Here is a 24,935-nt window from a genome sequence, read left to right as displayed (position 1 = left end):
AAATAGAAATTATTTTTAAAATAGTAAAATTTGGATTTAAAATTTACGTTTAGGTTGAATTTTTCGAGGTTCTACTTTTGGCAAACTTGCTTCTTCTGTTTTGCTGGAAGGTTCAATCAATTGATTTAATTCTTGAATTTCTACCTCAGTTAAATCTCGGTATCGACCTAACTGAACATCCAATGAAATATTGATAATTCGTATGCGTTTTAGTGCAATTACTTCATATCCTAAATATTCACACATCCTACGAATTTGTCGGTTTAAACCTTGCGTCAAAACAATTTTAAAAACGGTAGTATTGATTTGTTCAACACTACATTTTCTTGTAACTGTGTCTAAAATGGGCACACCATTACTCATTTTTTTTATAAAATTGTCAGTAATGGCCTTGTCAACAGTAACAATATATTCTTTTTCGTGATTATTCCTGGCTCGAAGAATTTTATTGACAATATCACCATCATTTGTCATAAAAATCAAACCTTCACTGGCTTTATCTAATCGACCAATTGGAAAAATTCGTTCTGGATAATTAATATAATCGACAATATTATTTCGAACGCTTTGATTGGTTGTACATTCAATTCCGGCAGGTTTATTAAAGGCTAAATAAATAGGTTTTTCTCTGTTTTCTCGAATAAGTTTGCCATCTACGCGAATTTCATCTGTATCAAAAACTTTGGTTCCCATTTCCGGAACGACACCATTGATGGTAACTCGACTTTCACCAATTAATCGATCTGCTTCTCTTCGAGAACAATAGCCTGATTCAGATAAAAATTTGTTGATGCGTTTTCCGGTTTCTTCCATAGGGCAAAGATACTCTAAAGCTTTTGAAATAGAAATGAATAAATTGATTCATACAATTTTTCATCATGCATACTGTGACCTAATCCTTTTGTTTCAATAAACTTGGCTTGCTTCCAACCTTCCGCAATTTTTTTGCTTTCTGAAAATAGCACAACATCATCCTCACGATCATGCGAAATAATTCCGTTCAAGGATAGGGAGGAGGCTAGTTTTTCCCCCAGAAATTCTTTCGTCTTAATATTAAATCGTTTTAAGAAATAGGCATCCAAAAGTTGGATTACTTTAGTATTTAGCCCAAGTAATTTGGCATAATTCTCCAATAATACTTCTAAATCGGAAGGTGCTCCCATCAAAACCATTTTTTCTAGTGAAAGTGAAGTATAATGATGCTGAAAATACAAACAAGCTGAACCACCAATGGAGTGACCAATAATGATTTGAGGTTTATGTTTTAAAACTACTTCATGAATAAAATCAGCATATTTTGGTACACTGAATTCTACACCACTGGCTAATCCATGTGCGGGTCCATCCAAAGCAATAATGGTACTTCCTGATTTTTGAAGAAAAGGAAAGATAGGTTTCCAACGGGCAGCATTGCTCTCCCAACCATGAACGAGAAGGATTTTTGTTTCATTACCTTTCCAAATATAGACAGGAAATTGATAATTTTCTAATTGTATTATTTCTCGTTCCGCTTGTTGTAAAATGGGAGGAAGTGAATCGGCATTTAATTTTCCAACTCGAGGCTCACTAAAAAATTTATAGGCTAATTTCGTGGCACTTTTCGGAAAGGTATGGCTCAACAGATTGATGTAGGCACCAATGGATTTTGTTATACTATTTTTGAGCGTTTTATTCATAAAAAAACCCCGAATCCGGGGTTTGTATGCTTATATCTTAGCAAAAATGCTTTCCATTTTTTCTTTCTCTTCTGTAGCTAAAACGTTGTCAACTAAAATTCGTCCACTGTGTTCATCGGTTAAGATTTTTTTGCGGGCGGCAATTTCAACTTGCGTTTGTGGTGGAATGGTGAAAAATGATCCGGCAGATGCTCCTCTTTCGATGGAAACTACCGCTAATCCGTTTCTAACACTATTTCTGATTCGGTTATAAGCAGCAATCAAACGAGGCTCAATATTTGAAGCATATTCATTTGATAACTTGGTTAAGTATTCCTCTTCTTTTTGCGTTTCGGCCATGATATCACCCAATTCCGCTTTTTTGTGTTCTAAATGCGATTGTTTTGCATTTAAACGTTCTTGAGAATCAGCTACTTGTTGTTTTTTGTATTCAACAGAAGCTTTCATTTCTTTAATGTGCTTCTCGCTCAATTGAATTTCTAGTTCCTGAAACTCGATTTCTTTTGTTAAAGAATTGAATTCTCTATTATTGCGAACATTTTTTTGTTGTTCAGTATATTTCTTAATTCCTTCTTTGTGAGCTTCAATAGCATTCTTTTTGCCTTTGATTTGATCATCAATTTGCTCTAAATCGGCTTTTAACTTTTCGTTACGTGCTTTCAAACCCGCTACTTCATCTTCTAAATCTTGCACTTCAAGCGGTAATTCTCCTCTTACGTTTCGGATTTCATCAATTCTTGAGTCGATTAACTGCAAGTCATAGAGTGCTCTTAACTTTTCTTCTACACTCATTTCTTTTACGTTTGTCATAATCTAAAAGTACTTAACTGGATTTGTATTTTGTTCTGATAAAATGATGGCAAAATTAGGGATTTTTTTGATAAGAAAATCAACAATATAATTTTTTGTGTATCGTTCGCTTTCATAATGTCCAATATCAGCTAAAAGTAATTGATTTTCAGCTTCATAGAACTGGTGATATTTCAAATCAGCTGTTAAAAAAGCATCAGCTCCCATTTTTTTTGCCTTACTTATGGCAAAACTACCTGAACCGCCTAAAACTGCTACTTTTTTAATATTTTTATGTAAAAATTCACTGTGTCGGATACTTCCACATAGCATTTTATCTTTTACAAATTGAAGAAAATCCAATTCTGAAAGTTCGGTTTCTAATTCACCAATCATTCCTAAACCAATATTTTGATGCTGATTTTGTAATTCATAAATTTCATAAGCCACTTCTTCATAACAATGTGTTTTGAACAACGCTTTTAAAATTTTCGATTCTAACTCTTTTTCAAAAGTGACTTCTAATTTTATTTCTTCATTTTCTACAAATTCAAATCGTTCTCCAATTTCAGGATTACTGTTCTCGTTTCCTAAATACGTTCCAATTCCTTTCGAATTAAAACTGCAATCTTCATAATTTCCTATATTTCCGGCACCGGCATCAAAAAGTGCATTTCGGAGTTCTTCATGATTTTCCAAAATAGTATAAGTGACTAATTTTCGAATGAATTTCTCTTTTGGAATCAATATTTTGGTATTTTTTAATCCTAATTGGTTACAAAAAATTTTATTCACGCCATTTTGATGATTGTCTAAAGCGGTATGCAAGGCATAAATAGCAATATCATTTTTAATCGCTTTAATAACTACTCGTTCAACATAGTTTTTTCCGGTAATTTTTTTCAAACCCGAAAAAATAATTGGATGGAAGCATACAATAAGGTTGCATTTTTTTTCTATAGCCTCGTTTAGAACATTTTCTAAGACGTCGTGACAAACCAGGATTCCGTTAATTTCCTGTTCACTATTTCCGGTAAGCAAACCTACATTGTCAAAATCTTCAGCATAAGAAAGCGGTGCAAGCATTTCTAACTGTTCTATAATAGTGTTGAGTTTCATAATTGAGATGGCTAAAAATCCAAATTGAGATTATTTCTCTCAAAGATAAAAAATCCCTACTTTCGTAACATGATTTTGTTGCGAAAAATACTCTTTCCTTTTGCCATTTTATATGGATTCATTACTTCTATTCGTAATTGGTGCTACGATATCGGAATTTTAAAATCTTATTCCTTTGATATCCCTATCATTGCTGTTGGAAATCTAAGCGTTGGAGGAACCGGTAAAACACCACAAATTGAATATTTAATTCGTTTGCTTTCTTCAAACTATCAAATTGCAGTTTTAAGTCGTGGATATAAACGAAAGTCGAAAGGTTTTTTGTTGGCAGATGCAGCATCAACGCCTGAAAGTTTGGGGGATGAACCTTTTCAAATGCATCAAAAGTTTCCAGCTATTCAAGTGGCGGTTGATGCTAATCGAAAAAACGGAATTGAAAAATTACTTTCTTTAAAAAAGAAACCAGAGTTAATTTTATTAGATGATGCTTTTCAACACCGTAAAGTAAAAGCCGGTTTTTATATTTTATTGACTGCTTATTCAGATTTGTATTCTGAAGATTTTATTTTACCAACAGGAAATCTTAGAGAAAGTAGAAATGGAGCAAAAAGAGCCAATATAATTGTGGTGACAAAATGTCCAACAAATTTATCTGAATTTGAACAAAATAAATGTTTGAATAAATTAAAAGTTTCTGAAAATCAGGTAGTTTATTTTTCTACAATTGCTTATGATGAAAGCTTAAGCTCAGAAATAGGTTCTCGTTCTGTCGCTTCTTTTCGAACTGTTGATAAATTACTTGTTGCAGGAATTGCGAAACCCAAACCCTTTTTTGCATATTTGCAAAGTCTAAATGACGAGGTGCTCGATTATCCTGATCACCATGATTTTTCAGAGACAGATATTCAAACAATTATAAATAAAGCTAAAAAGAAACCTATCATTACAACTGAAAAAGACTATGTGCGTTTAAAGGGGAAATTGCCTAAAAACCAGTTATTTTTTTTGCCTATTCAAAGTTCTTTTTTATCTAATAGTGATGATTTCAATAAAAAAATAATCGATTATGTGGGACAAAGTTCAAGAAACCGTTAACTATTTAAAGAATAAAACTAATTATACTCCTGAATTTGGAGTTATACTTGGTTCAGGACTTGGTTCTTTTACCCATGATATGGAAATTGAATTTACGATTCCCTATGCTGAAATTCCAAATTTTCCAGTTTCCACCGTTAAAGGTCATAAAGGAGCTTTGGTTTTTGGAAAAATTGGTTCAAAAAGTGTTGTAGCCATGCAAGGCCGGTTTCACTTTTATGAAGGTTATGATATGAAAACAGTTACTTTTCCAGTAAGAGTAATGAAATATTTAGGCGTTAACAAACTTCTAGTTTCAAACGCTTCCGGTGGTGTAAATCCTAATTATAAAGTAGGAGATGTGGTGCTTATTAAAGATCATATTAATTTTTTTCCTGATCATCCATTACGTGGAACAAATGATGATCGATTTGGCCCGAGGTTTGTTAATATGAGCGAACCATATTCGAGAAGTTTGATGAAAAGAGCCAAAGAAATCGCGTTACAAAACGAAATTGATCTTAAAGAGGGTATTTATTTAGGACTTCAAGGGCCAACTTTTGAAACTCTGGCAGAATATAAAATGGTAAAAAATGTTGGAGCAGATTGCGTCGGAATGTCAACTGTTCCTGAAGTTATTGTGGCTCGACACATGGAATTGGATTGTTTGGGTATTTCTGTCATTACTGATATGGGTGACGAAGAAAATATTAATGAAGTTAATCACAATGAAGTGCTTGAAGCTGCCCGAAAAGCAGAACCTCATGTTCGAAAGTTTATCAAAGAATTTATTTTAAGTTTTTAGGAGTTACTCCTGCTTTTCATTGCAATCTCTTCTAAGCAAAAAATAGTTTTCTATTCTGCGAGGATTTTCGTTACAATCAGGGCTATTAATATAATTCAATTATTATTTAAAACAATTGTCTTTCAATCGATAAGATTTGTATTTTTGAAAGGCCTTCTAAAAATAATAGTATGAAAAACAACTTCGCTTTTCTTTTTACATTCCTATTCTCTTGCATTTTATTTGCGCAAGATACATACCTTCATTGTGGAAAAATAGTTGACGCACAAACAGGAAAAATACTCACTAATATGACAATTGTGGTTTCGGGCAATAAGATTATTAAAGTCGTAAATGGGTATGTTGCTCCAATTAATCCGAATGATATAGAAGTTGATTTAAAGAATAAATTTGTGCTACCCGGACTTATAGATATGCATGTGCATCTTGAAAATGAGTTTAATTCTACTAACTATGATGCTAAATATACTGATAATGAGGCTGATGTTGCTTTTGCTTCAACCCGTTATGCTCGAATAACATTAATGGCTGGATTTACTACTGTACGTGATTTAGGTGGTTCAGGAGTAAATATTTCTCTTCGCAAAGCTGTTGATAAAGGTATTGTAGTTGGTCCACGCATATTTGCTGCGGGAAAATCCATTGCTACAACAGGAGGTCATGCTGACCCAACTAATGGAAGTTCTCGAAAGCTAATGGGAGACCCGGGTCCGGTTGAAGGAGTAATTAATTCACCGGAAGACGCTGTAAAAGCTGTAAGACAACGTTACAAAGAAGGGGCTGATGTAATTAAGATTACAGCAACGGGAGGTGTTCTGAGTGTAGCAAAAAACGGAAAAAATCCCCAGTTCACCCTCGATGAAATTAAAGCTATTACGGCTACTGCCAAAGATTATAATATGTTAACGGCTGCTCACGCACATGGAGATGAAGGAATGCAAAGGGCAATTTTAGGAGGAATTAAAACTATTGAACACGGTACGTTTATGAGTGAGGAAACAATGGAAATGATGAAAAAGTATGATGCATATTTAGTGCCTACTATTACTGCCGGAAAAGAGGTAGCTGAAAAAGCCAAAATAACCGGGTTTTATCCGGAAATTGTTCGGCCAAAAGCTTTAGAAGTCGGACCTCAAATTCAAAATACATTTGCAAAAGCATATAATAGAGGAGTAAAAATTGCTTTTGGAACAGATGCAGGTGTTTTTCCTCATGGTTTAAATGCCAAAGAATTTGGCTATATGGTTGAAGCAGGGATGCATGCAAAGGAAGCTATTCAAGCTGCAACTATAACTAACGCTAAATTATTGGGAATGGAAAATAGTTTGGGGCAACTCAAAGAAAGCTTCTTAGCGGATATTATTGCAGTAGATGAAAACCCATTGCTAAATATTAAAACATTGGAAAATGTAATTTTCGTAATGAAAGATGGCTTTATTTTTAAATCGAACTAAGCTGATTGGCAATAACTTTGTAAAAATTATCAGGATTGAATGGTTTAGTTACAACATCATTCATCCCAAACGAAAGTAACATTTCTCTATTTTCATATAAGGAAATAGCGGTTAAAGCAATTACCGGAATCGTTTTGTTGAATATACGAATCTTTTCAGTGGCTATCGTTCCATTAATGCCAGGCAAGTGAACATCCATGAGTATTAAGTCATATTGGTTGTTTCTAACCAACTCGATTGCTTCTTCACCGTTGTCAACTAACTCACAAATGATTTCCTTATTTTCCAACATTTTTTTGGTAATCATTTGGTTGATTTTATTGTCTTCTACTACCAAAACTTTTTTGTGTACAAAAATGCTCTCGTCATACTGTTTTTTAACTTCTACAAATGTTTGTTGGCCTAATTTAAAATCAATGTCAAAAGAGAAAGTGGATCCTATACCTTGACTGCTAATTAATTGAATTTCGCCGCCAAGTAAACTAACTAATCTTTTTACAATGGCTAAACCTAAACCGGTTCCACCATATATTCGGTTTATTTCAATAGAACCTTGTGAAAAACTTTCAAAAATAGAACTTTGTTTTTCAATTGAAATTCCAATACCGGTATCAGCAATTTCAAAATGTACGGTTGAAATATCATTCACAGTTTTTACAACAGCTGCTCTAATACTAACTTTTCCGTTTTTAGTAAATTTTAAAGCATTATTGATGAGGTTAATGAAAATTTGTGAAAGCTTTGTTGGATCTCCAATTAAATGGTCAGGAATTTTTTCGTCAATTTCTAAAATAAATCCATTGTTATTTTTACTGGCTAAATCTTTAAATGAATTGTGTAAATCACTTAAAAGTTGTTTGACATTAACATTGATACTTTCAATTTCAATATTTTCACTTTCAACACGGTTTATTTCTAAAATATCATTGATAAAAGTGAGTAAATAATCACCGGAAAATTTAAGAGATGTTAGGTATTGTAATTGTGATTTTTTTGGATTTTCTTCAATTAATAAATGGGTAATTCCATTGATGGCATTCAATGGTGTTCGTAACTCGTGACTCACGGTTGATAAAAATTCTGCTCTTGCTTTTGATGCTTTTTCAGCTTTGTCTTTAGCAATTTGTAATTCTTGGTTTTTGGCTTGTAATTGTTTATTAGATTGACTTCGGATGATATTATTTTTATACAAAGACAAACTTAATAAAGATAAAATTGAGATTAATGCGATGCTTAAGATGCTTATTAATTTAGAAAATTTATTTGCTCTTTGTTGCTCTTTATTTTCGCGATTCAGTTGGTCGATAGATTTTAATTGTTCCGCTTGTTTAAAGCTCAAGAAATCTTCAGTACCAACACGTTTGCTCATGATTTCTTTGATACTATCTCTAATTCGAATGTGTTGTTTTAAAAACTTGAACGAATTATTTATATCAATCATTTTTTCATAAACTCCACTTAATGATTTAGCCACTTTAGCCTTAAGTTCAAAATTTTTATTTTTTGTACTTAATTCCATCGCTTTGGTTAAGTAATTTATGGCTAGATTGTTTCGGTTATTTTCAGCCTCAATTAGTCCAATTTGGTAAAGTGCTTCCGCTTTGGTTTTAAAATGGTCTTCTTCATCCGGTTTAACGATAAAGGTGTTTAAAATAGATAAAGCCAATTAATTTTCACCTTTTGCTCTATAAACAATTCCCTTTTGAAGGTTGACCATTTCCTTTGCTTCCGGAATTTCAATAATTTCATAAATATTTTCTGCTCCTTTAAAATAAAATTCTGCTTTAGAACAATCTTTCATTTCAACATAACAAACACCTAAATTATATAACGCATAGGCTTGATTAGAGGAGGGTTTTTGTGTGCTATAGAGTTTGATGCTTTTGTCAAAAGTTTGAATGGCATCTTCGATTTTTTTTAATTCAAAATAAACACTGCCTAGAAAAGAATAAGCATCTGCTTGGGCTTGAATGTCTTTTTTAATTTCAGCAAATTCAATGGCTTTTTGAATATATTCTTGTGAACTTCTGAAATTATTATTTTTTTTATGAAAATTGGCTAACTCTATATAATAATTAGTGCTGTCTAATGCTACTTTAGGGTTAGTTTTTTTTTGAGCATTTATTGCTGTAGTAAAGAAAAGGATGGTTAAAATAAAATACTTCATACCAAAAAATCGAAAAATTTGATGGCATAAAATTAACTATTTATTTGAAATGTAACCAATTAAGTCAATAATTCTCGATGAATATCCAATTTCATTGTCATACCAGCCTACTACTTTTACCATTTTGTCAATAACAGAAGTTAATTGAGCATCAAATAAACAAGAATTTTGGTTTCCTAAGATGTCCACGGAAACAATTGGGTCTTCAGTGTAAGCAAGTATTCCTTTCAAGTTATTTTGAGAAGCCATTAAAAAAGCTGTGTTAATTTCTTCAATAGTTATCGCTTTGGAAACATAACAAGTAATGTCAGTCAAAGAACCATCCGGAACTGGAACTCGAATCCCACTTCCTCCTAATTTATTCACTAAGTTTGGAAAAATTTTAGTTAAAGCTTTTGCAGCTCCAGTTGTTGTGGGCACAATTGATTGTGAGGCACCACGAGCTCTTCTCAAGTCTTTATGTGGTTGATCATGTAAACTTTGATCGGTGGTGTAGGAATGGACAGTAGTAATATAAGCTTGTTCGATACCACATAACTCGTCTATGATTTTAATCATAGGAGCAGCGTTGTTTGTAGTACAACTGGCATTTGAAACAATAAGTTCTGAACCGTCTAAAATGGATTCATTTACACCTAAAACAACCGTTTTTATTAGATCATCTTCCGGTGGTGCGGAAAGAATTACTTTTTTTGCACCTGCCTTAATATGTAAATAGGCTTCATCAAACGTTTTAAACTTTCCGGTTGCTTCAATAACAAAGTCTATAGCTTCCCAATGTAGGTTTTGAATATCTTTTTGTCTGTAAAAGCGAATTTTCTTTTCATCTATAATGATATTTTCATGATCAAACGAAACAGTAGCATTTAAAATACCGTGAATACTATCGTATTTCAACAAATGAGCCATCGTTTTAGTATCGGCTAAATCGTTGATTGCTACCACTTCTATGGTTGGATGATTTAATAATAAACGGAAAACATTTCTTCCGATACGACCAAAACCGTTGATGGCAATTTTTTGTTTTATCATAAAATTCAAAATTCGAGCATAAAAGTACTGTTTTTAAAAAACTATTTCTTCATTTTTCAATAGATTTCAACCTTAATTGTATTTATATTTGTAGTAAAACATTTATTTATGAAAGCTTTTTTAACCTTAATTGTTCTTTTGATAATTTCAACTAATTCATTATTAGGTCAAAGTAAAAGTAAAATGGTTACTTCAAAAATTGAAAAAGTAATTGTATTTACAGAAGGAGCTCAAGTTTTAAGAACTGCAAAAGCATCTTTTTCAAGTGGTAAGTCTGAATTGGTTTTTTCCGGAATTTCACCAAAAGTAGATAAAGAAAGTATTCAAGTAAAAGGAAAAGGGGCATTTACAATTCAATCTGTTGTTCACCAAAATAATCATTTAGCAGTACAAAAAAACAGGGTGGAAATTGAAAAATTGCAATCGGCTAAATTACTTTTAAATAAAAAAAGAATATTTGAAAATAATATATTAACGATTTTAAAAAATGAAGAGTCTATTTTAGCTAAAAACCAGGTTATTGGCGGAACTAATGCAGGTTTGAAAATGACTGATTTGAAAGAAGCTGTAGACTTTCAACGTCAGCGTTTGATTGAATTGTTAAAACAAAAATCAGATGTTGAATCTACAATGTCCACGATTGATAGTACAATAACTAAGTTGGATAAACAATTAAAGTCGTTAAACGAATCAAATGAAACAGCTACAAGTGATATAGTTGTAACTGTTTCATCAAAAGGAGAAATTTCTAATGCATCTTTTGAAATAACTTATTATGTGATGAATGCAGGATGGTATTCCAATTACGATTTAAGAGTTGAAGATATCAATAGTCCAATTGAATTATTATTTAAAGCAAATATTTTTCAAAGTTCAGGCGAAGATTGGAATGATGTATCATTAACAATTTCAAATGGAAATCCAACGGAAAGTGGGTTAGCACCGACATTACAACCTTGGTATTTAAATTTAAATCAACGTCAAAAACCATCAGGTTCAGTTCAAGCATATGGTCAATTAATTGGAAATACAATTACCGGAGTTGTTTCTGAAGACGGTATTCCATTACCGGGAGCTAATGTAATTGTTAAAGGTACTTCAATTGGTACTTCAACAGATTTTGACGGTAAATACAGTATAAAAGTACCAAATGTAAATAGTGTATTAGAGTTTTCTTTTGTTGGAATGAAGTCTCAATTAGTTAATGCTAATTCAAAAATAATAAATGTTGATTTAGAGGGAGATGTCCAATTGGATGAGGTAGTAGTAGTAGCCGGCGGTATCAAAAAATCGAAGAAAAGAGAAGTTGTTTATGAAGAGGAATCTATAGCATTACAAACTGCGGTAAACTATCAACCCACCACAATAATTTATGAAATAAAAGAACCATATTCTGTTTTAAGCGATGGTAAAAAGTACATTGCAGAAATTAAACGATTTGAGTTACCGGCTCAATATCATTATTATGCTGTCCCAAAACTAGACGAAAGTGTTTATTTAACTGCAAAAGTAACAAATTGGCAAGAATTGAACTTGTTTGATGGTGAATTGAATTTATTTTTCGAAGGAGCTTATTTGGGAAAATCACTTTTAGATTTACAATCAGCATCTGATACACTAGATATTTCTTTAGGAAAAGATAAAGGAATTGTTATTAATCGTAAAAAATTAAAAGAATTCAGTTCTAAACAATTATTAAGTAACTATAAAAAAGAAAATCGAGCATATGATATTATTGTTAAAAACAATAAACCATATCCTGTGGAAATTACTGTTTTAGATCAATTACCAATCAGTAATGATAAAGAAATTACAGTAGAAGAAGAATATTATGCAGAAGCATCTGTTGATAAAAATACTAATATTGTCAAATGGATATTCAACTTGCCTTCTAAAACAGAAAAGAAATTGCAAATCAAATATCAAGTTAGGTATCCTAAAAATGAATTTTTACAGTTGGAATAAAAACTACAAAATATGTTTCTGAGCATGATAGGATGAACGAACTAAAGCTCCACTTTCCACATGGCGGAAACCTAATTCTTTTCCGTAGTCTTCGTATTTTTTAAATTGTTCCGGAGTGATAAATTCTTTCACAGGCAAATGTTTTTTACTCGGTTGCAGGTATTGACCAATGGTTATAATATCAACATTTACTGCCCGAAGTTCACGCATTGTTTCCATTACTTCTTCTTCTGTTTCTCCCAAACCAAGCATGATGCCTGATTTTGTACGCTTAATTCCTTGAGCTTTTAAATACCGCAACACTTCTAAACTTCTATCAAACTTAGCTTGAATACGAACTTCGCGAGTTAAACGTCGTACGGTTTCTATATTATGAGAAACAACTTCCGGATTGGCTTCAATAATTCTGTCAATGTTGCGTTCGTTCCCTTGAAAATCAGGAATTAAGGTTTCCAACGTTGTTTCAGGATTCATGCGTCGAATGGCTTGAATCGTTTCGAACCAAATGATGGAACCCATGTCTTTCAAATCATCTCTGTCTACACTGGTAATAACAGCATGTTTGATATTCATAATTTTAATAGAACGGGCCACTTTTTCAGGCTCATCCCAATCTACTGTTTCCGGACGACCAGTTTTTACACCACAAAAACCACAAGAACGCGTACAGATATTTCCTAAAATCATGAAAGTAGCAGTGCCTTCTCCCCAACATTCACCCATATTTGGGCAGCTGCCAGAAGTACAAATAGTATTTAGGCTATATTTATCCACTAAACCGCGTAGTTCAGTATATTTTTTTCCGGTAGGTAGTTTAACACGTAACCATTTTGGCTTGCCAATTGGTGGTTGAATGTTTTCTAAAACAGTATTCATAGTGCAATATTTAGAAAAGCAAAGATAGAAAAAGATTAGGGATTTTAGCAGTTTAATGTTTTTTAGGCTTTGTTGAATTATCTTTTTAAAATAATTTCTGCCAACAATTTTTTTGCCCGAAGCAATTTTATTTTCACATTGTTTAGAGGTTCATTCAAATGTTCAGCTATTTCCTGATAACTTAATTCCTGAAAGTACCGAAGTTGAATAACTTCCTGATAATGAGGTTTTAATTCTTTTATGTAGGCTAATAAACGAGATAAATTTTGTTCTGTAATCAACTTGTCTTCAGCAGATGGTGTAGTATCGGCAACATTATAAGCCTGAAAGTCTTTTTCGTAATTCATATCCACAAAAAGCGTAGATTTCTTTTTTCTAAGCATGTCAATGTGGACATTTTTGGCAATTGCAATTAACCAAGTGTTAAATTGAAATTCTGAATTATAACTGGCAATTTTATCAAATGCTTTGGAGAAAGTTTCTATGGTTATATCTTCAGAATCGGTTTCGTTTTCTGTTCGCTTGAGCATAAAACCATAGACTTCGTTCCAATACATGTCTAATAATGAAGTAAAGGCAACTTGGTCGCCATTAATGGCTTTTTCTATGATTTTTTTTATTTCCAATGAACAGGTTTTGAAAAAATATTAGTAAAAAACACATTTAATTGAGTGAAAATAAGAGCAATTTCCATGACCGGAAACCAATAGATAACGTCTTTTTCGTTTAGTTTAGAAGCAGCAAAACCCATTGATGTCCAAGCAAAAGTGTATCGAATTAACACAACTGGCAATACAAACATCCATTGAAAATTAATGGACAATAAAAGAATGGCCAACACTAAAAATAATAATTGTGTCAGAAAAAATAGCCCTAATTGAAACCTATCAAACATTTTGTAATAAGTAGCCGTTGAAACATGTCTGCGTTTTTGTATAAACCACTCTTTATAAGTCGTTTTTGGCATGGAATAAGTGAAACTTTCTTTTGAAAAGCAAACTGTTGTATTTTCTTTTTCAGCAGCTTGATTGATAAATAAATCGTCATCACCGGAACGCAATTTCATATGGTCAATAAACCCGTTTACTCTAAAAAATTCTTCTCGTTTGTAGGCTAAATTTCGTCCAACACCCATGTAGGGTTTACCCATTTTTGCCCACCCAAAAAATTGAGTAGCCGTTAACATTGTTTCAAAACGAATCAGTTTATTTAAAAACGAATCAGGTATTTTTTCATAGGCTCCGTATCCTAAAACAATTGTTTTCTTTAAGGTGAAATTTGAGCTCATTTCCTTAATCCATTCTTTTGAAGTTGGATAACAATCAGCATCTGTAAACAAAAGATATTCGTTTTTAGCGGCTTTAATTCCGAGGGTTAAGGCAAACTTTTTATTTCCCCAAAAGGCTTCGTTGTTTTTGACTTTAACCAATTTTACGCGGGAATCCTGTTTTTCAAATTGTTCAAATAATTCTAACGTTTCATCTTTAGACGAATCGTCAATTAGAACTAATTCAAAATCGGGATAATTTTGCTCTAATAAAAGGGGTACAAATTTTCTACTATTTTCTGCTTCATTTTTAGCACAAACTATAACGGATATAGGAATGCGTTTTGGATTGTTTTTCTGGCTTTTAGTAAACGAAAAATTACCAAATACAAAAATATAATAGAATAATTGAATGATTACGACTCCAATTAAACTATAAAATAAAATGTCGAGCATTGTCTGGTTCTGGATTAAGAATGTGAAGGTTCAGAACAATTTTTCATTTGTTCGGGAGTTTTTCCGCAAAAGCTACAATTTTCGCCATCTTTATTTAAAAACGGACTTTGACTGGCACAAGTACCGGAAAATTTTCCGTCTTTTTTTGCCCATATTTTTATAGCAATTCCAGCAAAAGCTAGTGCAAGAAGACCAATTGTAAGTAAGACCAATTTCATTTTTCAAGTGTTTTTTTTACGTGGTAAAGATACAAAAAAGTGTTCACTTAATTGTTTGTTGTTTAAAGTTAATTTAAGAAATAAGCCCTATTTAAACATCAAATAATATTGACTTCTGTCTCAATGGAAATAGAAAAAGCAGTTTCAATTGTTGCTTGAATGTCTTTTGCTACTGCCAATATTTCCTGACCGGTTGCGTTTCCGTAGTTTACTAAAACTAAGGCTTGATTTTTATGTATACCGGCATCACCAAAACGTTTTCCTTTAAATCCGGCTTGTTCTATAAGCCATCCTGCCGGAACTTTCACTTCTGTTTCTGAAACCTCATAAAAAGGCATCGTTGGAAATTTTTGTTGAATTAACTCAAAATCACTTTTCAATACAATCGGATTTTTGAAGAAACTTCCACTGTTACCTAACTCTTTCGGGTCCGGTAATTTACTTTGACGGATAGAAATAACAGCATTACTAACGTCTTTTAACGTTGGATTAGTAATGTGTTGTTTTTCCAATTCAGTTTCAATCGCCCCATAAGAAGTATTGAGTTTATGATTTTTTTTGGTTAATTTAAAAACTAGTGAAGTTATAATAAATTCATCTTTTACTTCGTTTTTAAAAATACTTTCGCGATACCCAAATTTACATTTTTCATTAGTAAAAATCATCAACTCTTGCGTTTCAATATGAATAGCTTCACACAACACAAAGGTATCTTTGATTTCAACACCATAGGCTCCGATATTTTGAATGGGAGTAGTTCCTACATTTCCCGGAATTAAAGATAAGTTTTCTAAACCACCAAAATTTTGACCAATTGTCCAAATCACAAACTCATGCCAGTTTTCACCGGCTTGACTTTCAACCCAAACAAAATCGTTATTTTCATCAATGATTTTTTTTCCTTTTAGGTCTAAATGAATCACTAAAGCATCAATATCTTGTGTTAGCAACATATTACTGCCGCCCCCAAGTATAAACTTTTTAGTTGTTGGATTTTCATTTAAGACGGTAATCAATTCATCAACAGATTGAACTGAAACGAATTGGCTGGCTTTGGCTTCAATACCAAAGGTGTTATACTTTTTTAATGAAAAATTTGTATGAATTTGCATTTTATTCTCTTATTCAATAGTTTCTAAAGCACGGTTCAAAAATACGGTCAAAGGTTTTAAAATTATAAGTTTTTCAGCCATTTTTTTCGCAAAATCGTTATCTGTAAAGAGCGAATCATTTATTTTTTGAGTGGCAGTGAAACTTTTTAATTTTAAAAATTCAATGGCGGGATGATTAGGGTCATAATCTTTTGGAGCTTTTTTAAGCACATTGGATTCGTCTCTATCAAAACTTCCATATTCTTTTTTAAAGCCTGGATTAGCTAAGATTTCTTCTAAATCCTCCTGAAAAAAAGCAATTTCTTTTCGAATTTTTTTCAAATCATCAGGTTCAGGGCAATGAATTCCAGCGGCAATAAAACTGCTTCCTTTTTCATAATGGATATAATATCCGGGTGCATTTTTTCGATTTCTATCGGTTGTCATCCAAATTCCCATGTTACTTTTATAGGGTGATTTGTCTTTTGAAAAGCGAATGTCACGATTGATTCTGAAAGTACAATGTTTCACTTCCAGTAATTCCAGACTAGCATCTAGGGGTTTCATTTCTTGTAATAAGTCAGCAATCAAAGTTTGGTATTCTTTTTTAAAAAGTTCATACCGTTTTTTATTTTCATGAAACCATTCTTTGTTATTGTTGTTTTTTAAATCGTCAATAAATTGGAGTGTACTAGCTTGAATCATGATTTTATAATTTAAAAATTTTATAACTCTGATGTGTCGATTTTACAATATTTTCTGTTCGTTCAGGATGAGTATCAGAAATGAAAAGCTGACCAAATTCGTCATGGTTAACCATTTCGACAATTTTACTTACTCTAAATTCGTCTAATTTATCAAAAATATCATCAAATAGCAATATAGGTTTTTGACCACTATTTTTCTTTAAAAACTCAAATTGAGCTAGTTTTAAAGCAATTAAAAAAGATTTTTGTTGTCCTTGTGAGCCAAATTTTTTAATTGGATAGCCATCGATTTCAAAGAACAAATCATCTTTGTGAACGCCAACAGAACTATATTGTAGCGCTTTATCTTTTGCTAAGTTAACTTCTAATAATTTTTCCAAATTATTTACAAACAAATGGCTTTCATAGATCAAGTTGACTAGTTCAGCAGAATCAGTTATAGCATGATGATGCTTGTTAAAGATAGGTAGAAAATTCTCGATAAACTCTTTTCTTTTATCAAAAATAGTTTGCCCTAAAGCTTGTAATTGTTCATTGTAAATCTGCAAAGTATCTTTATCAAATGTCTGATTTAAAGCAAAATATTTCAATAAGGCATTGCGTTGTACAATAACTTTTTGGTATTGGATGAGTTGATTTAAATAGGATAAATCGAGTTGTGAAATCACACTGTCCATGAATTTTCTTCGGGTTTCACTTCCTTCTGTGATTAAATCGCTGTCAGTAGGAGAAATGATGACTAAGGGAATTAAACCTAAATGTTCAGAGAATTTTTCATAAACTTTCCCATTGCGTTTTAATATTTTTTTGAGTCCTTTTTTTAAACTACAGACAATTTGTTCGTTACGACCGTTTTTATCAAAATCACCTTCAACAACAAAAAATTCTTCTCCATGCTTAATATTTTGTATAGCCAACGGATTAAAATAGCTTTTGCCATAAGCTAAATGATAAATTGCATCAAGAACATTGGTCTTTCCTACTCCGTTTTTTCCAACAAAACAATTTATTTTGCTGTCAAACTCAAATTGAGTTTCAGAAAAATTTTTATAATTGAAAAGTGAAATTCGTTTTAAAAACACAATAAGACGTATTAAAATGTTCAGTTTGTTTTGTAATATACCCTGCAAAAGTAATCTGATTTAAAGGAATAATTGCAATACAAAATCAAAGCCATACAAAATATTCAAAAATATCTAAAAAATTACTTTCAAATAGGAATAAAAATTTTATTTTTGCGGCTCATTAAATTAAATATAAATGGCAACTTACAATAAAAGAGGATTTAAATCTCCAAAACCAAAGGAAGTAGAAGATATTGAACAAAATGTTGATATCGATGCAAAAGACAGTACCACAGCCGGTGTTTTTAATAAGTTAGATGAAGGAGCTTCTAAAACTGAAGAGTGGGTTGTTAAAAATCAAAAATATATTTTTGGGATCGTTGGTGCTATCGCTTTAATTACTATTGGATATTTAATGTATCAAAAGTTTATTGTTGAGCCAAAAGAAACAGATGCTGCGGAAGAAATGTTTACAGCTCAACAAAATTTTCAAAAAGCAATTGATGGAACAACCGGTCAAGACAGTTTGTTTAATGCTGCTTTGAATGGAGTAGACGGAAAATATGGTTTTATTAAAATCGCTAATGAATATTCAGGAACAGATGCAGGAAATTTAGCTAATTTTTACGCAGGTGTTTCTTATTTGAACCTTGGAAAAAATACAGAAGCTATAACAAGTTTGGATAAGTTTAAATCGGATGATTTGATTTTAAGTACACAAGCTGTTGGATTAATTGGTGATGCTTTTGCTCAAAAAAATCAGTTAAAAGAAGCTTTAGAATATTACATAAAAGCAGCCGAAATGAATGCTAACGAAATGACAACGCCTATCTTTTTGCTTAAAGCCGGTCAAACTGCTTTAACGTTAGGACAAAAGGCAGAAGCATTAAAATATTTTACAGAAATCAAAGATAAATATGAATCGGCACCGGAAGCTCGTAATATTGATGGCTTAATTGGAATGACACAATAAATTATGGCTACCGAAAATAAAAATTTATCGCAGTACGATAAAAATTCACTCCCAAACGTTAGTCAGCTTTCGTTTGGGATTGTTGTTTCTGAGTGGAATGAAACAATCACAGAAGGTCTTTTTCAAGGAGCTTTAGTGACTTTATTGGATTGCAAGGTGAAACCGGAAAATATTATTCGTTGGAATGTTCCCGGGAGTTTTGAACTTATCTATGGTTGCAGAAAAATGTTAGAAAAATATCCTAATTTAGCTGGCATTATTGCCATTGGTAGTGTCATTCAAGGAGAAACTAAACATTTTGATTTTGTTTGTGAGGGTGTTACCCAGGGTATTAAAGACTTAAATTTACTTGGAAAAACACCTGTTATATTTTGTGTTTTAACAGACAATAACCTTCAACAGTCAATTGATAGAAGTGGAGGAAAACACGGCAATAAAGGAGTTGAGGCTGCTGTGGCAGCTATTAAAATGACATCTTTTAGATAACTTAACTTATGTTTTTATTTTATAGCCAAAATCGATTGAATTTGGCTTTTTTTTTGAAAAGTAACAAAACTTTCACATATTCAAATTTTCAAGTCTATTGAGAATTACTTAACTTTGAAGGTTAATACTAAAAACAATGATTAAAAAATCGTTATTCAAATTACCCAAAAATAAAAGTTTCAATTATACTCCAAGATACTATGAAGGAAAGGAGCGGGGAAACTTGTATGATTTTGAGTCTAAGTTTTATAAAAACCGAGATACGGTTAATTATAATGATTTTAGAGCTCATTGGAGTGATGCCCGAAATAACAGTAGACACCGTGGTAATAGAGAAATAAATTTCAGATTAATCGCTATAATCCTAGTATTACTATTCATTTTTTTATTCATTATCGATTTCGATCTTTCCATATTTAGCAAAAGATAATGTCTAGTATCATACAATTACTTCCCGATCATGTGGCTAATCAAATTGCTGCCGGTGAGGTCGTTCAACGACCGGCATCTGTGGTAAAAGAATTGTTAGAAAATGCAGTTGATGCGAAAGCTACAGATATTAAATTGATAGTAAAAGACGCAGGAAAATCATTGGTTCAAGTAATTGATAACGGCAATGGAATGAGCGTTACCGATGCCAGAATGTGTTTTGAACGCCATGCAACATCTAAAATTCGTCATGCGGAAGATTTGTTTACAATTCATACCAAAGGATTTAGAGGAGAAGCTTTAGCATCAATTGCCGCAATTGCTCATGTGGAACTAAAAACAAAACAAGAGTTTGATGAATTAGGAACGCATATTATAATTGAAGGAAGTAAATTTATAACGCAAGATCCTTCTGTTTTGCCAAAGGGAACATCTTTTGCCGTAAAGAATTTGTTTTTTAATATTCCGGCACGACGTAATTTTCTTAAGTCTGAAACTGTAGAACATCGCCATATTGTTGATGAATTTCAGAGAGTTGCTTTAGCTCATCCTTCCATTCATTTTACGTTTATTCATAATGGAAGTGAGTTGTTTAATTTACCCTCTTCAAATTTAAGACAACGAATAGTCGCTATTTTTTCAGGGAAAACCAATGAAAAATTAGTCCCTGTTTTTGAAGAGACTGAAATTGTTCAAGTAAATGGTTTTATTTCAAAACCGGAATTTTCAAAAAAGAACAGAAGTGAGCAATTCTTTTTTGTTAACAATAGATACATTAAAAGCGGTTATTTGCATCATGCATTGATGGCTGCTTACGAAGGTTTACTCAAAGATGGTATGCAACCAGGTTATTTTATTTATTTAGAAGTGCCACCAAATACGATTGATATCAATATTCATCCTACCAAAACCGAAATCAAGTTTGATGATGAACACGCATTATATGCAATTTTACGTTCTACTGCAAAACATAGTTTAGGTCAATTTAATGTGGCTCCTGTATTGGATTTTGAACGTGACCCCAATTTAGACACACCTTATCATTACCAAAATAAAGATGCTTCGACGCCATTAATTCAGGTTAATTCAAATTTTAATCCGTTTGCGGAGGATAAAGCAACAATGAATTTTGGTGGTTCAATTTACAGAGAAAGAAAAACGGAAAATGCTCATTGGGAAAGTTTGTATATTGGTTTAAAAAACGACACAAAGGAAATAGAATCATTTCCATTTGAACAGGAAGCAGTATCAAGCTCCCTTTTTAACGTTACAGAAATAGAGGAATCTAAAAACAGAACTTATCAAATTCAGAAAAAATACATTTTGAGTTCCATTAAATCCGGCATGATGGTGATTGACCAAAAAAGAGCTCATCAACGAATTTTGTATGAGCAATATTTGAAGAACATGACAGTTCAACAAGCCTCCAGTCAGCATTTGTTATTTCCTTTAGAAATTTATTTTTCTACTAATGAAATTCATTTGATGAAAGAGTTAAAAGCAGCTTTAGAAAATACAGGATTTATTTTTGATGTAATTGAAAGTGATAAAATTATCATTTCAGGAATTCCAATTCAAGTAACAGAAAGTGAAGTTTCTATTGTTTTAGATGAGTTAGTAAATGATTTACAAGATGGAATTCCTGAAAGTAGTTTTAGTCAAAATGATTCTATTGCCAAATCAATGGCACGAAGTTTAGCCGTGAAAACAGGAACATATTTAACAGAAAAAGAGCAGGAAAACATAGTAAACGGTCTTTTTGCATGCAAAGAGCCGGATGTTTCTCCATTTAACAAACCCACATTCATCACTATTAGTGTGGATGATTTAGATAAAAAATTTGCGATATGATGCGAATGACTGAAACCGTAAAGCAATTGGTAATTATCAATGTGATTTTTTTTATTGCTTCTAATACAATTGCGACAGCTGCTAATGATCTTTTGGCACTTTATTATCCTTTAAATGATAATTTTCATTGGTGGCAACCCATTACACATATGTTTATGCATGCTAAATTGCCTAATTTGATGCATATTTTCTTTAATATGTTCGGATTAATCATGTTTGGCTCGGCTTTGGAGCATTTTTGGGGATGGAAAAAGTTTTTGTTTTTTTATATTTCTTGTGGATTGGGGGCAGCTTTACTACACACCGGAATGAACTATTATGAGATTAATTCATTGTTACAACAAGTTTCTGAATTAAATATTTCAGATTCTGATATGCACATATTAATGAATATTGATCATACTAATCAATTTGATGTTAATAATAAAATTATTGAAGGAAGTTTAAATAATATTCTTGAAAAAGTAAATGCTAATCAAGAGCAATATAATATTATTGTTCGTGCAGCAATCAAATATCAAACCGCAGCTGTTGGAGCATCAGGAGCATTGTATGGTGTAATTGTTGCCTTTGCTTTTATGTTTCCAAATGCAGAATTGATGTTGTTGTTTTTACCCATACCCATCAAAGCGAAATATTTTGTTCCGTTATTAGTTTTAGGTGATTTATTAATGGGATTAAAAGGAGAATCTATTTTCGGAGGTGGTGGAATTGCCCATTTTGCTCACGTAGGTGGCGCTTTAACCGGATTTTTAATGATGTGGTTTTGGAAGAAAAATCAGTTTAATGAAAAGCGGTGGGATTGATAAAGGTAATTTATATAGGTGGATGGTAATTGATAAAAGGAAATAAAGATGAGTATTTTAAAAGAAATAAAGCAACAATATATAATGGGTGGCGTAACTGAAAAGTTAATCTACTGGAATGTGGCTTTGTTTGCTATTCCATTTGCACTACAAGGAATACTTTCATTGTTTACAATCTCATTTAATTTTTTACACTATGTAAATTTATCCTCTCATCCAGGTGAATTAATTTGGAAGCCGTGGTCAATTTTGACTTATTCTTTTTTTCATGAAGATTTTTTTCATATTCTCTTTAATTTATTGATTTTAAACTTTTGTGCCAGATTATTTCTTACTTTTTTCAAACAAAAGCAGTTACTTAGTCTTTATTTAATGGGCGGAATATTCTCAGGTTTAATTTTTATTATTGGATTTTTAATTTTTCCGCGTTTTGCGGATATTACCGTACCATTAATAGGTTCATCCGGAGCTGTTATGGCTGTTTTATTTGGTGTTACAACCTATGCACCTCAATTGCAAGTAAGATTACTTTTAATTGGAAATGTAAAATTATGGCATATTGCAATTGTTCTTTTTTTTCTGGATTTAATTAGACTTTCCGGTTCAAATGCGGGCGGTCATATTGCTCATTTAGGAGGAGCTTTATTTGGCTATTTATACGCTAGTCAACTTAAAAAAGGAACAGATATTACAAAAGGATTCACTTCCTTAATGGATAGTATTATAAATTTGTTTAAAGCTAAAAAGAATACACCGTTTAAAAAAGTACATAAAAACACAACATATACAAAACCTAAACCTAGTTCAAAAGATAAATCACAACAGCAGATTGATGAAATTTTAGATAAAATCAGTAAATCAGGTTATGATAGTTTAACAAAAGACGAAAAAGAATTTTTGTTTAAAGCTGGAAAAAGTTGATTTTAGTATTTAATTTGGTAAGGAAAAAATAAAAAATGAAAAACCTAAATTGGTTTAATAAAGTGATGCTTTTTTTCAATATAGTATTAACTATAATGACCTTCATTGCTTATGTTTTTCCTTTTTTGGCTCCTAAATTGTTTCCGATACTTTCTGTGCTGACTTTAGTTTTACCATTGATGTTGATTTTTAATTTATTGTTTTTTGTGTATTGGTTACTACAATTCAAAAAACAAATGTTGCTTTCCGGGATTGTTTTGTTATTAGGAATTACATTTGTGACTAAATTTTATAAATTTTCGGAAACTAATTTACCAGTTGAAGATGAAGATTTTGTGCTAATGAGTTATAACGTTCGTTTATTCAATTTATATAAATGGATTGAACGTGAAGATGTGAGTAGTCAAGTTTCTTCCTTTATTAAAGAACAAAATCCGGATATTTTATGTCTGCAGGAATATTCTAGAAATAATGATGTTGATTTTAGAATTTATAAACATAAATATATTTTTGTTGAAGGAAAAAACACCAAATTAGGTCAGGCAATTTTTTCAAAATATCCCATCATTGAAGAGGGAATTATTGAGTTTCCAAATTCAACAAATAATGCTGTTTATGCTGATATTAAAAGAGGGAAAGATACGATAAGGGTTTACAGCATACATTTACAATCAATTAAAATAACACCTGATGTGCATGAAATTGATGAAAATATTCAAGGTGTTTCTCAAGATCAATCCAAACGTATTTTCAGACGAATGAGTGGCTCTTTTAAAACGCAACAACAACAAGCTGAGATAATTAAAAAGCATAAATTAGATTGTAAGCATCCTGTTATTATCTGTGGGGATTTAAATAATAGTGCTTATTCTTTTGTATATCGAAGTATTAAAGGTGACTTAAATGATACTTTTGAAGAAGCAGGTTCAGGCTTTGGAAAATCATATAATTTTAAATATTATCCGGGTCGAATAGACTATGTTTTTACTGACAAACTGTTTTTGGTTAAACAATTTACTACTCATTCTGAATTTGTTAATTCAGATCATTTTCCAATTGTAACGCGTTTAGCATTTAAGAAAATTGAATAATTATAACTTCTGATTTTTTAAATAATCTAAGGAATATCGACCCTCGTTAAAAAGTAAATCTAAAATACTTAGGTTGCTTAAAAAACCATGTTTGTTTTCAAAAACCTGTGTGTAAGGTTCAAAACTGGTTTGGTCTTTTTTACCGTTAGCTATAGTTCGATAATCAATATAATCAGGACTGTTTTGAAAGTACTCTGCAGTTTTTTCGAATGGTAAAGTTATCCCTAAACACTGGTTAACTACCTCAAAAACTTCTAGGTTTAAGTCTAATAGAAAAGTTTGCTTTTTTTTAAATATCGGAAGAATATCATCTTCAAAATATTCAAAAAAAGGGGATGTTCGATAGGCAGCTTCTAGTGATTTGAAATGTTGTTTTTGCCAATTAAAATCTTGCTCTATTTTTACTTCTTTCGTTTTTTGGTGAGCTTCTTTAGAATGTTTTATAGGTATATTGAGCAATTGAATTCCATTCGGACTATAAATATACATTCGATTCCTATTAGTTTGTTTTTGGAAATTATCTTCCGTTTCAAAGGTTATCGAATCAGCCTGAACCATCGCTGCATAATGGCTAACTGACGGAAAGTAGGTTGGATATAATAAAGCCTTCATATAGAA

Annotated in this window: 25 protein-coding genes; 10 read left to right on the top strand and 15 right to left on the bottom strand. The window is 31.8% G+C overall.

What is annotated here, in order from left to right:
• Nucleotides 1-36 precede the first annotated feature (36 nt).
• The 4 genes from rluF to ACIQ2Z_RS03800 are packed head-to-tail and all read right to left on the bottom strand — an operon-like array spanning nt 37 to nt 3,584.
• Nucleotides 37-813 carry a 23S rRNA pseudouridine(2604) synthase RluF gene (rluF, locus tag ACIQ2Z_RS03815; RefSeq protein WP_396182834.1) on the bottom strand — a complete coding sequence of 259 codons (777 nt, stop codon included), beginning with the start codon at nt 811-813 and terminating at the stop codon, nt 37-39.
• Nucleotides 814-827: 14 nt separating this feature from the next.
• On the bottom strand, nt 828-1,676 hold the full coding sequence (locus ACIQ2Z_RS03810) for an alpha/beta fold hydrolase (RefSeq protein ID WP_396182833.1): 849 nt from the start codon (nt 1,674-1,676) through the stop codon (nt 828-830).
• A gap of 30 nt (nt 1,677-1,706) precedes the next feature.
• The gene (locus ACIQ2Z_RS03805; protein WP_396182832.1) at nt 1,707-2,486 is read right to left on the bottom strand and encodes a zinc ribbon domain-containing protein; all 780 of its coding nucleotides are present in this window, start codon (nt 2,484-2,486) and stop codon (nt 1,707-1,709) included.
• 3 nt (nt 2,487-2,489) lie between these two features.
• On the bottom strand, nt 2,490-3,584 hold the full coding sequence (locus tag ACIQ2Z_RS03800) for a Nif3-like dinuclear metal center hexameric protein (protein ID WP_396182831.1): 1,095 nt from the start codon (nt 3,582-3,584) through the stop codon (nt 2,490-2,492).
• 69 nt (nt 3,585-3,653) lie between these two features.
• Here ACIQ2Z_RS03800 and lpxK point away from each other — a divergent pair, with 69 nt between their 5' ends.
• The 3 genes from lpxK (at nt 3,654) to ACIQ2Z_RS03785 (ending at nt 6,917) form a co-directional block, all read left to right on the top strand.
• Nucleotides 3,654-4,679: a tetraacyldisaccharide 4'-kinase gene (lpxK, locus tag ACIQ2Z_RS03795; protein WP_396182854.1), complete on the top strand. Its 1,026-nt coding sequence runs from the start codon at nt 3,654-3,656 to the stop codon at nt 4,677-4,679.
• Nucleotides 4,651-5,463, top strand: a complete 813-nt coding sequence (locus ACIQ2Z_RS03790) for a purine-nucleoside phosphorylase (protein WP_396182830.1) — start codon at nt 4,651-4,653, stop codon at nt 5,461-5,463. The genes lpxK and ACIQ2Z_RS03790 overlap by 29 nt, the downstream gene beginning before the upstream one ends.
• A gap of 170 nt (nt 5,464-5,633) precedes the next feature.
• Nucleotides 5,634-6,917 (top strand): amidohydrolase family protein, encoded by a 1,284-nt coding sequence (locus ACIQ2Z_RS03785; protein WP_396182829.1) that lies wholly within the window; start codon nt 5,634-5,636, stop codon nt 6,915-6,917.
• Here ACIQ2Z_RS03785 and ACIQ2Z_RS03780 read toward each other — a convergent pair.
• Genes ACIQ2Z_RS03780 through gap form a run of 3 tightly spaced genes read right to left on the bottom strand, consistent with a single transcriptional unit; the run spans nt 6,904 to nt 10,116 of the window.
• A complete protein-coding gene (locus ACIQ2Z_RS03780; protein ID WP_396182828.1) occupies nt 6,904-8,583 on the bottom strand; it encodes a response regulator in 1,680 nt (559 codons plus the stop codon). The genes ACIQ2Z_RS03785 and ACIQ2Z_RS03780 overlap by 14 nt on opposite strands.
• Entirely contained in the window at nt 8,584-9,084 is a 501-nt protein-coding gene (locus ACIQ2Z_RS03775; RefSeq protein WP_396182827.1) for a tetratricopeptide repeat protein, read from the bottom strand.
• Nucleotides 9,085-9,120: 36 nt separating this feature from the next.
• Nucleotides 9,121-10,116, bottom strand: coding sequence for a type I glyceraldehyde-3-phosphate dehydrogenase (gap, locus tag ACIQ2Z_RS03770; protein WP_396182826.1), 996 nt, complete (start codon nt 10,114-10,116; stop codon nt 9,121-9,123).
• Between the two features lie 108 nt (nt 10,117-10,224).
• On the opposite strand from gap, the gene ACIQ2Z_RS03765 reads away from it, so the two are divergent.
• Nucleotides 10,225-12,081 (top strand): DUF4139 domain-containing protein, encoded by a 1,857-nt coding sequence (locus tag ACIQ2Z_RS03765; RefSeq protein WP_396182825.1) that lies wholly within the window; start codon nt 10,225-10,227, stop codon nt 12,079-12,081.
• 3 nt (nt 12,082-12,084) lie between these two features.
• Here the strand turns inward: ACIQ2Z_RS03765 and lipA are convergent, their stop codons facing one another.
• The 7 genes from lipA to recF all read right to left on the bottom strand — a co-directional run bounded on the left by lipA (nt 12,085) and on the right by recF (nt 17,778).
• The gene (lipA, locus tag ACIQ2Z_RS03760) at nt 12,085-12,957 is read right to left on the bottom strand and encodes a lipoyl synthase (RefSeq protein WP_396182824.1); all 873 of its coding nucleotides are present in this window, start codon (nt 12,955-12,957) and stop codon (nt 12,085-12,087) included.
• 77 nt (nt 12,958-13,034) lie between these two features.
• Nucleotides 13,035-13,583, bottom strand: coding sequence for an RNA polymerase sigma factor (locus tag ACIQ2Z_RS03755; RefSeq protein WP_396182823.1), 549 nt, complete (start codon nt 13,581-13,583; stop codon nt 13,035-13,037).
• Nucleotides 13,574-14,680, bottom strand: coding sequence for a glycosyltransferase (locus tag ACIQ2Z_RS03750; RefSeq protein ID WP_396182822.1), 1,107 nt, complete (start codon nt 14,678-14,680; stop codon nt 13,574-13,576). Before ACIQ2Z_RS03750 ends, ACIQ2Z_RS03755 begins: the two co-directional genes overlap by 10 nt.
• Before the next feature lie 14 nt (nt 14,681-14,694).
• Entirely contained in the window at nt 14,695-14,898 is a 204-nt protein-coding gene (locus ACIQ2Z_RS03745; RefSeq protein WP_396182821.1) for a membrane or secreted protein, read from the bottom strand.
• 98 nt (nt 14,899-14,996) lie between these two features.
• A complete protein-coding gene (murB, locus tag ACIQ2Z_RS03740; protein WP_396182820.1) occupies nt 14,997-16,010 on the bottom strand; it encodes a UDP-N-acetylmuramate dehydrogenase in 1,014 nt (337 codons plus the stop codon).
• A gap of 9 nt (nt 16,011-16,019) precedes the next feature.
• The gene (locus tag ACIQ2Z_RS03735; protein WP_396182819.1) at nt 16,020-16,694 is read right to left on the bottom strand and encodes a DUF2461 domain-containing protein; all 675 of its coding nucleotides are present in this window, start codon (nt 16,692-16,694) and stop codon (nt 16,020-16,022) included.
• A gap of 4 nt (nt 16,695-16,698) precedes the next feature.
• Nucleotides 16,699-17,778 carry a DNA replication/repair protein RecF gene (gene recF / locus ACIQ2Z_RS03730; protein WP_396182818.1) on the bottom strand — a complete coding sequence of 360 codons (1,080 nt, stop codon included), beginning with the start codon at nt 17,776-17,778 and terminating at the stop codon, nt 16,699-16,701.
• Between the two features lie 178 nt (nt 17,779-17,956).
• On the opposite strand from recF, the gene ACIQ2Z_RS03725 reads away from it, so the two are divergent.
• From ACIQ2Z_RS03725 to ACIQ2Z_RS03700, 6 genes are all read left to right on the top strand, one after another.
• On the top strand, nt 17,957-18,733 hold the full coding sequence (locus tag ACIQ2Z_RS03725; protein WP_396182817.1) for a tol-pal system YbgF family protein: 777 nt from the start codon (nt 17,957-17,959) through the stop codon (nt 18,731-18,733).
• Nucleotides 18,734-18,736: 3 nt separating this feature from the next.
• Nucleotides 18,737-19,219 (top strand): 6,7-dimethyl-8-ribityllumazine synthase, encoded by a 483-nt coding sequence (gene ribH, locus ACIQ2Z_RS03720; RefSeq protein ID WP_396182816.1) that lies wholly within the window; start codon nt 18,737-18,739, stop codon nt 19,217-19,219.
• A 429-nt stretch (nt 19,220-19,648) separates the two neighbouring features.
• The gene (gene mutL / locus ACIQ2Z_RS03715) at nt 19,649-21,499 is read left to right on the top strand and encodes a DNA mismatch repair endonuclease MutL (protein WP_396182815.1); all 1,851 of its coding nucleotides are present in this window, start codon (nt 19,649-19,651) and stop codon (nt 21,497-21,499) included.
• Nucleotides 21,496-22,305, top strand: coding sequence for a rhomboid family intramembrane serine protease (locus ACIQ2Z_RS03710; RefSeq protein WP_396182814.1), 810 nt, complete (start codon nt 21,496-21,498; stop codon nt 22,303-22,305). Before mutL ends, ACIQ2Z_RS03710 begins: the two co-directional genes overlap by 4 nt.
• Before the next feature lie 48 nt (nt 22,306-22,353).
• Nucleotides 22,354-23,226: a rhomboid family intramembrane serine protease gene (locus tag ACIQ2Z_RS03705; protein ID WP_396182813.1), complete on the top strand. Its 873-nt coding sequence runs from the start codon at nt 22,354-22,356 to the stop codon at nt 23,224-23,226.
• A 35-nt stretch (nt 23,227-23,261) separates the two neighbouring features.
• On the top strand, nt 23,262-24,317 hold the full coding sequence (locus ACIQ2Z_RS03700) for an endonuclease/exonuclease/phosphatase family protein (RefSeq protein WP_396182812.1): 1,056 nt from the start codon (nt 23,262-23,264) through the stop codon (nt 24,315-24,317).
• Here ACIQ2Z_RS03700 and ACIQ2Z_RS03695 read toward each other — a convergent pair whose 3' ends face one another.
• On the bottom strand, nt 24,318-24,929 hold the full coding sequence (locus ACIQ2Z_RS03695) for a WbqC family protein (RefSeq protein ID WP_396182811.1): 612 nt from the start codon (nt 24,927-24,929) through the stop codon (nt 24,318-24,320).
• Nucleotides 24,930-24,935: the final 6 nt, after the last annotated feature.

The sequence above is a fragment of the Flavobacterium sp. genome (genome assembly GCF_044361015.1).
Lineage (GTDB): Bacteria > Bacteroidota > Bacteroidia > Flavobacteriales > Flavobacteriaceae > Flavobacterium.
Note: the sequence above shows the minus strand (reverse complement) of the source record. Positions and strands in the feature narration are given on the sequence as shown.

Excerpts from the sequence above, each read along its gene's own strand:
- ACIQ2Z_RS03785 (WP_396182829.1), top strand. The coding sequence starts at position 5,634 with ATGAAAAACAACTTCGCTTTTCTTTTTACATTCCTATTCTCTTGCATT.
- ACIQ2Z_RS03805 (WP_396182832.1), bottom strand. The coding sequence starts at position 2,486 with ATGACAAACGTAAAAGAAATGAGTGTAGAAGAAAAGTTAAGAGCACTC.
- ACIQ2Z_RS03790 (WP_396182830.1), top strand. The coding sequence starts at position 4,651 with ATGTGGGACAAAGTTCAAGAAACCGTTAACTATTTAAAGAATAAAACT.
- ACIQ2Z_RS03725 (WP_396182817.1), top strand. The coding sequence starts at position 17,957 with ATGGCAACTTACAATAAAAGAGGATTTAAATCTCCAAAACCAAAGGAA.
- ACIQ2Z_RS03765 (WP_396182825.1), top strand. The coding sequence starts at position 10,225 with ATGAAAGCTTTTTTAACCTTAATTGTTCTTTTGATAATTTCAACTAAT.
- gap (WP_396182826.1), bottom strand. The coding sequence starts at position 10,116 with ATGATAAAACAAAAAATTGCCATCAACGGTTTTGGTCGTATCGGAAGA.
- murB (WP_396182820.1), bottom strand. The coding sequence starts at position 16,010 with ATGCAAATTCATACAAATTTTTCATTAAAAAAGTATAACACCTTTGGT.
- ACIQ2Z_RS03800 (WP_396182831.1), bottom strand. The coding sequence starts at position 3,584 with ATGAAACTCAACACTATTATAGAACAGTTAGAAATGCTTGCACCGCTT.
- ACIQ2Z_RS03750 (WP_396182822.1), bottom strand. The coding sequence starts at position 14,680 with ATGCTCGACATTTTATTTTATAGTTTAATTGGAGTCGTAATCATTCAA.
- ACIQ2Z_RS03710 (WP_396182814.1), top strand. The coding sequence starts at position 21,496 with ATGATGCGAATGACTGAAACCGTAAAGCAATTGGTAATTATCAATGTG.
- ACIQ2Z_RS03705 (WP_396182813.1), top strand. The coding sequence starts at position 22,354 with ATGAGTATTTTAAAAGAAATAAAGCAACAATATATAATGGGTGGCGTA.
- mutL (WP_396182815.1), top strand. The coding sequence starts at position 19,649 with ATGTCTAGTATCATACAATTACTTCCCGATCATGTGGCTAATCAAATT.
- ACIQ2Z_RS03695 (WP_396182811.1), bottom strand. The coding sequence starts at position 24,929 with ATGAAGGCTTTATTATATCCAACCTACTTTCCGTCAGTTAGCCATTAT.
- ACIQ2Z_RS03810 (WP_396182833.1), bottom strand. The coding sequence starts at position 1,676 with ATGAATAAAACGCTCAAAAATAGTATAACAAAATCCATTGGTGCCTAC.
- rluF (WP_396182834.1), bottom strand. The coding sequence starts at position 813 with ATGGAAGAAACCGGAAAACGCATCAACAAATTTTTATCTGAATCAGGC.
- ACIQ2Z_RS03735 (WP_396182819.1), bottom strand. The coding sequence starts at position 16,694 with ATGATTCAAGCTAGTACACTCCAATTTATTGACGATTTAAAAAACAAC.
- ACIQ2Z_RS03700 (WP_396182812.1), top strand. The coding sequence starts at position 23,262 with ATGAAAAACCTAAATTGGTTTAATAAAGTGATGCTTTTTTTCAATATA.
- ACIQ2Z_RS03745 (WP_396182821.1), bottom strand. The coding sequence starts at position 14,898 with ATGAAATTGGTCTTACTTACAATTGGTCTTCTTGCACTAGCTTTTGCT.
- lipA (WP_396182824.1), bottom strand. The coding sequence starts at position 12,957 with ATGAATACTGTTTTAGAAAACATTCAACCACCAATTGGCAAGCCAAAA.
- ribH (WP_396182816.1), top strand. The coding sequence starts at position 18,737 with ATGGCTACCGAAAATAAAAATTTATCGCAGTACGATAAAAATTCACTC.
- ACIQ2Z_RS03775 (WP_396182827.1), bottom strand. The coding sequence starts at position 9,084 with ATGAAGTATTTTATTTTAACCATCCTTTTCTTTACTACAGCAATAAAT.
- lpxK (WP_396182854.1), top strand. The coding sequence starts at position 3,654 with ATGATTTTGTTGCGAAAAATACTCTTTCCTTTTGCCATTTTATATGGA.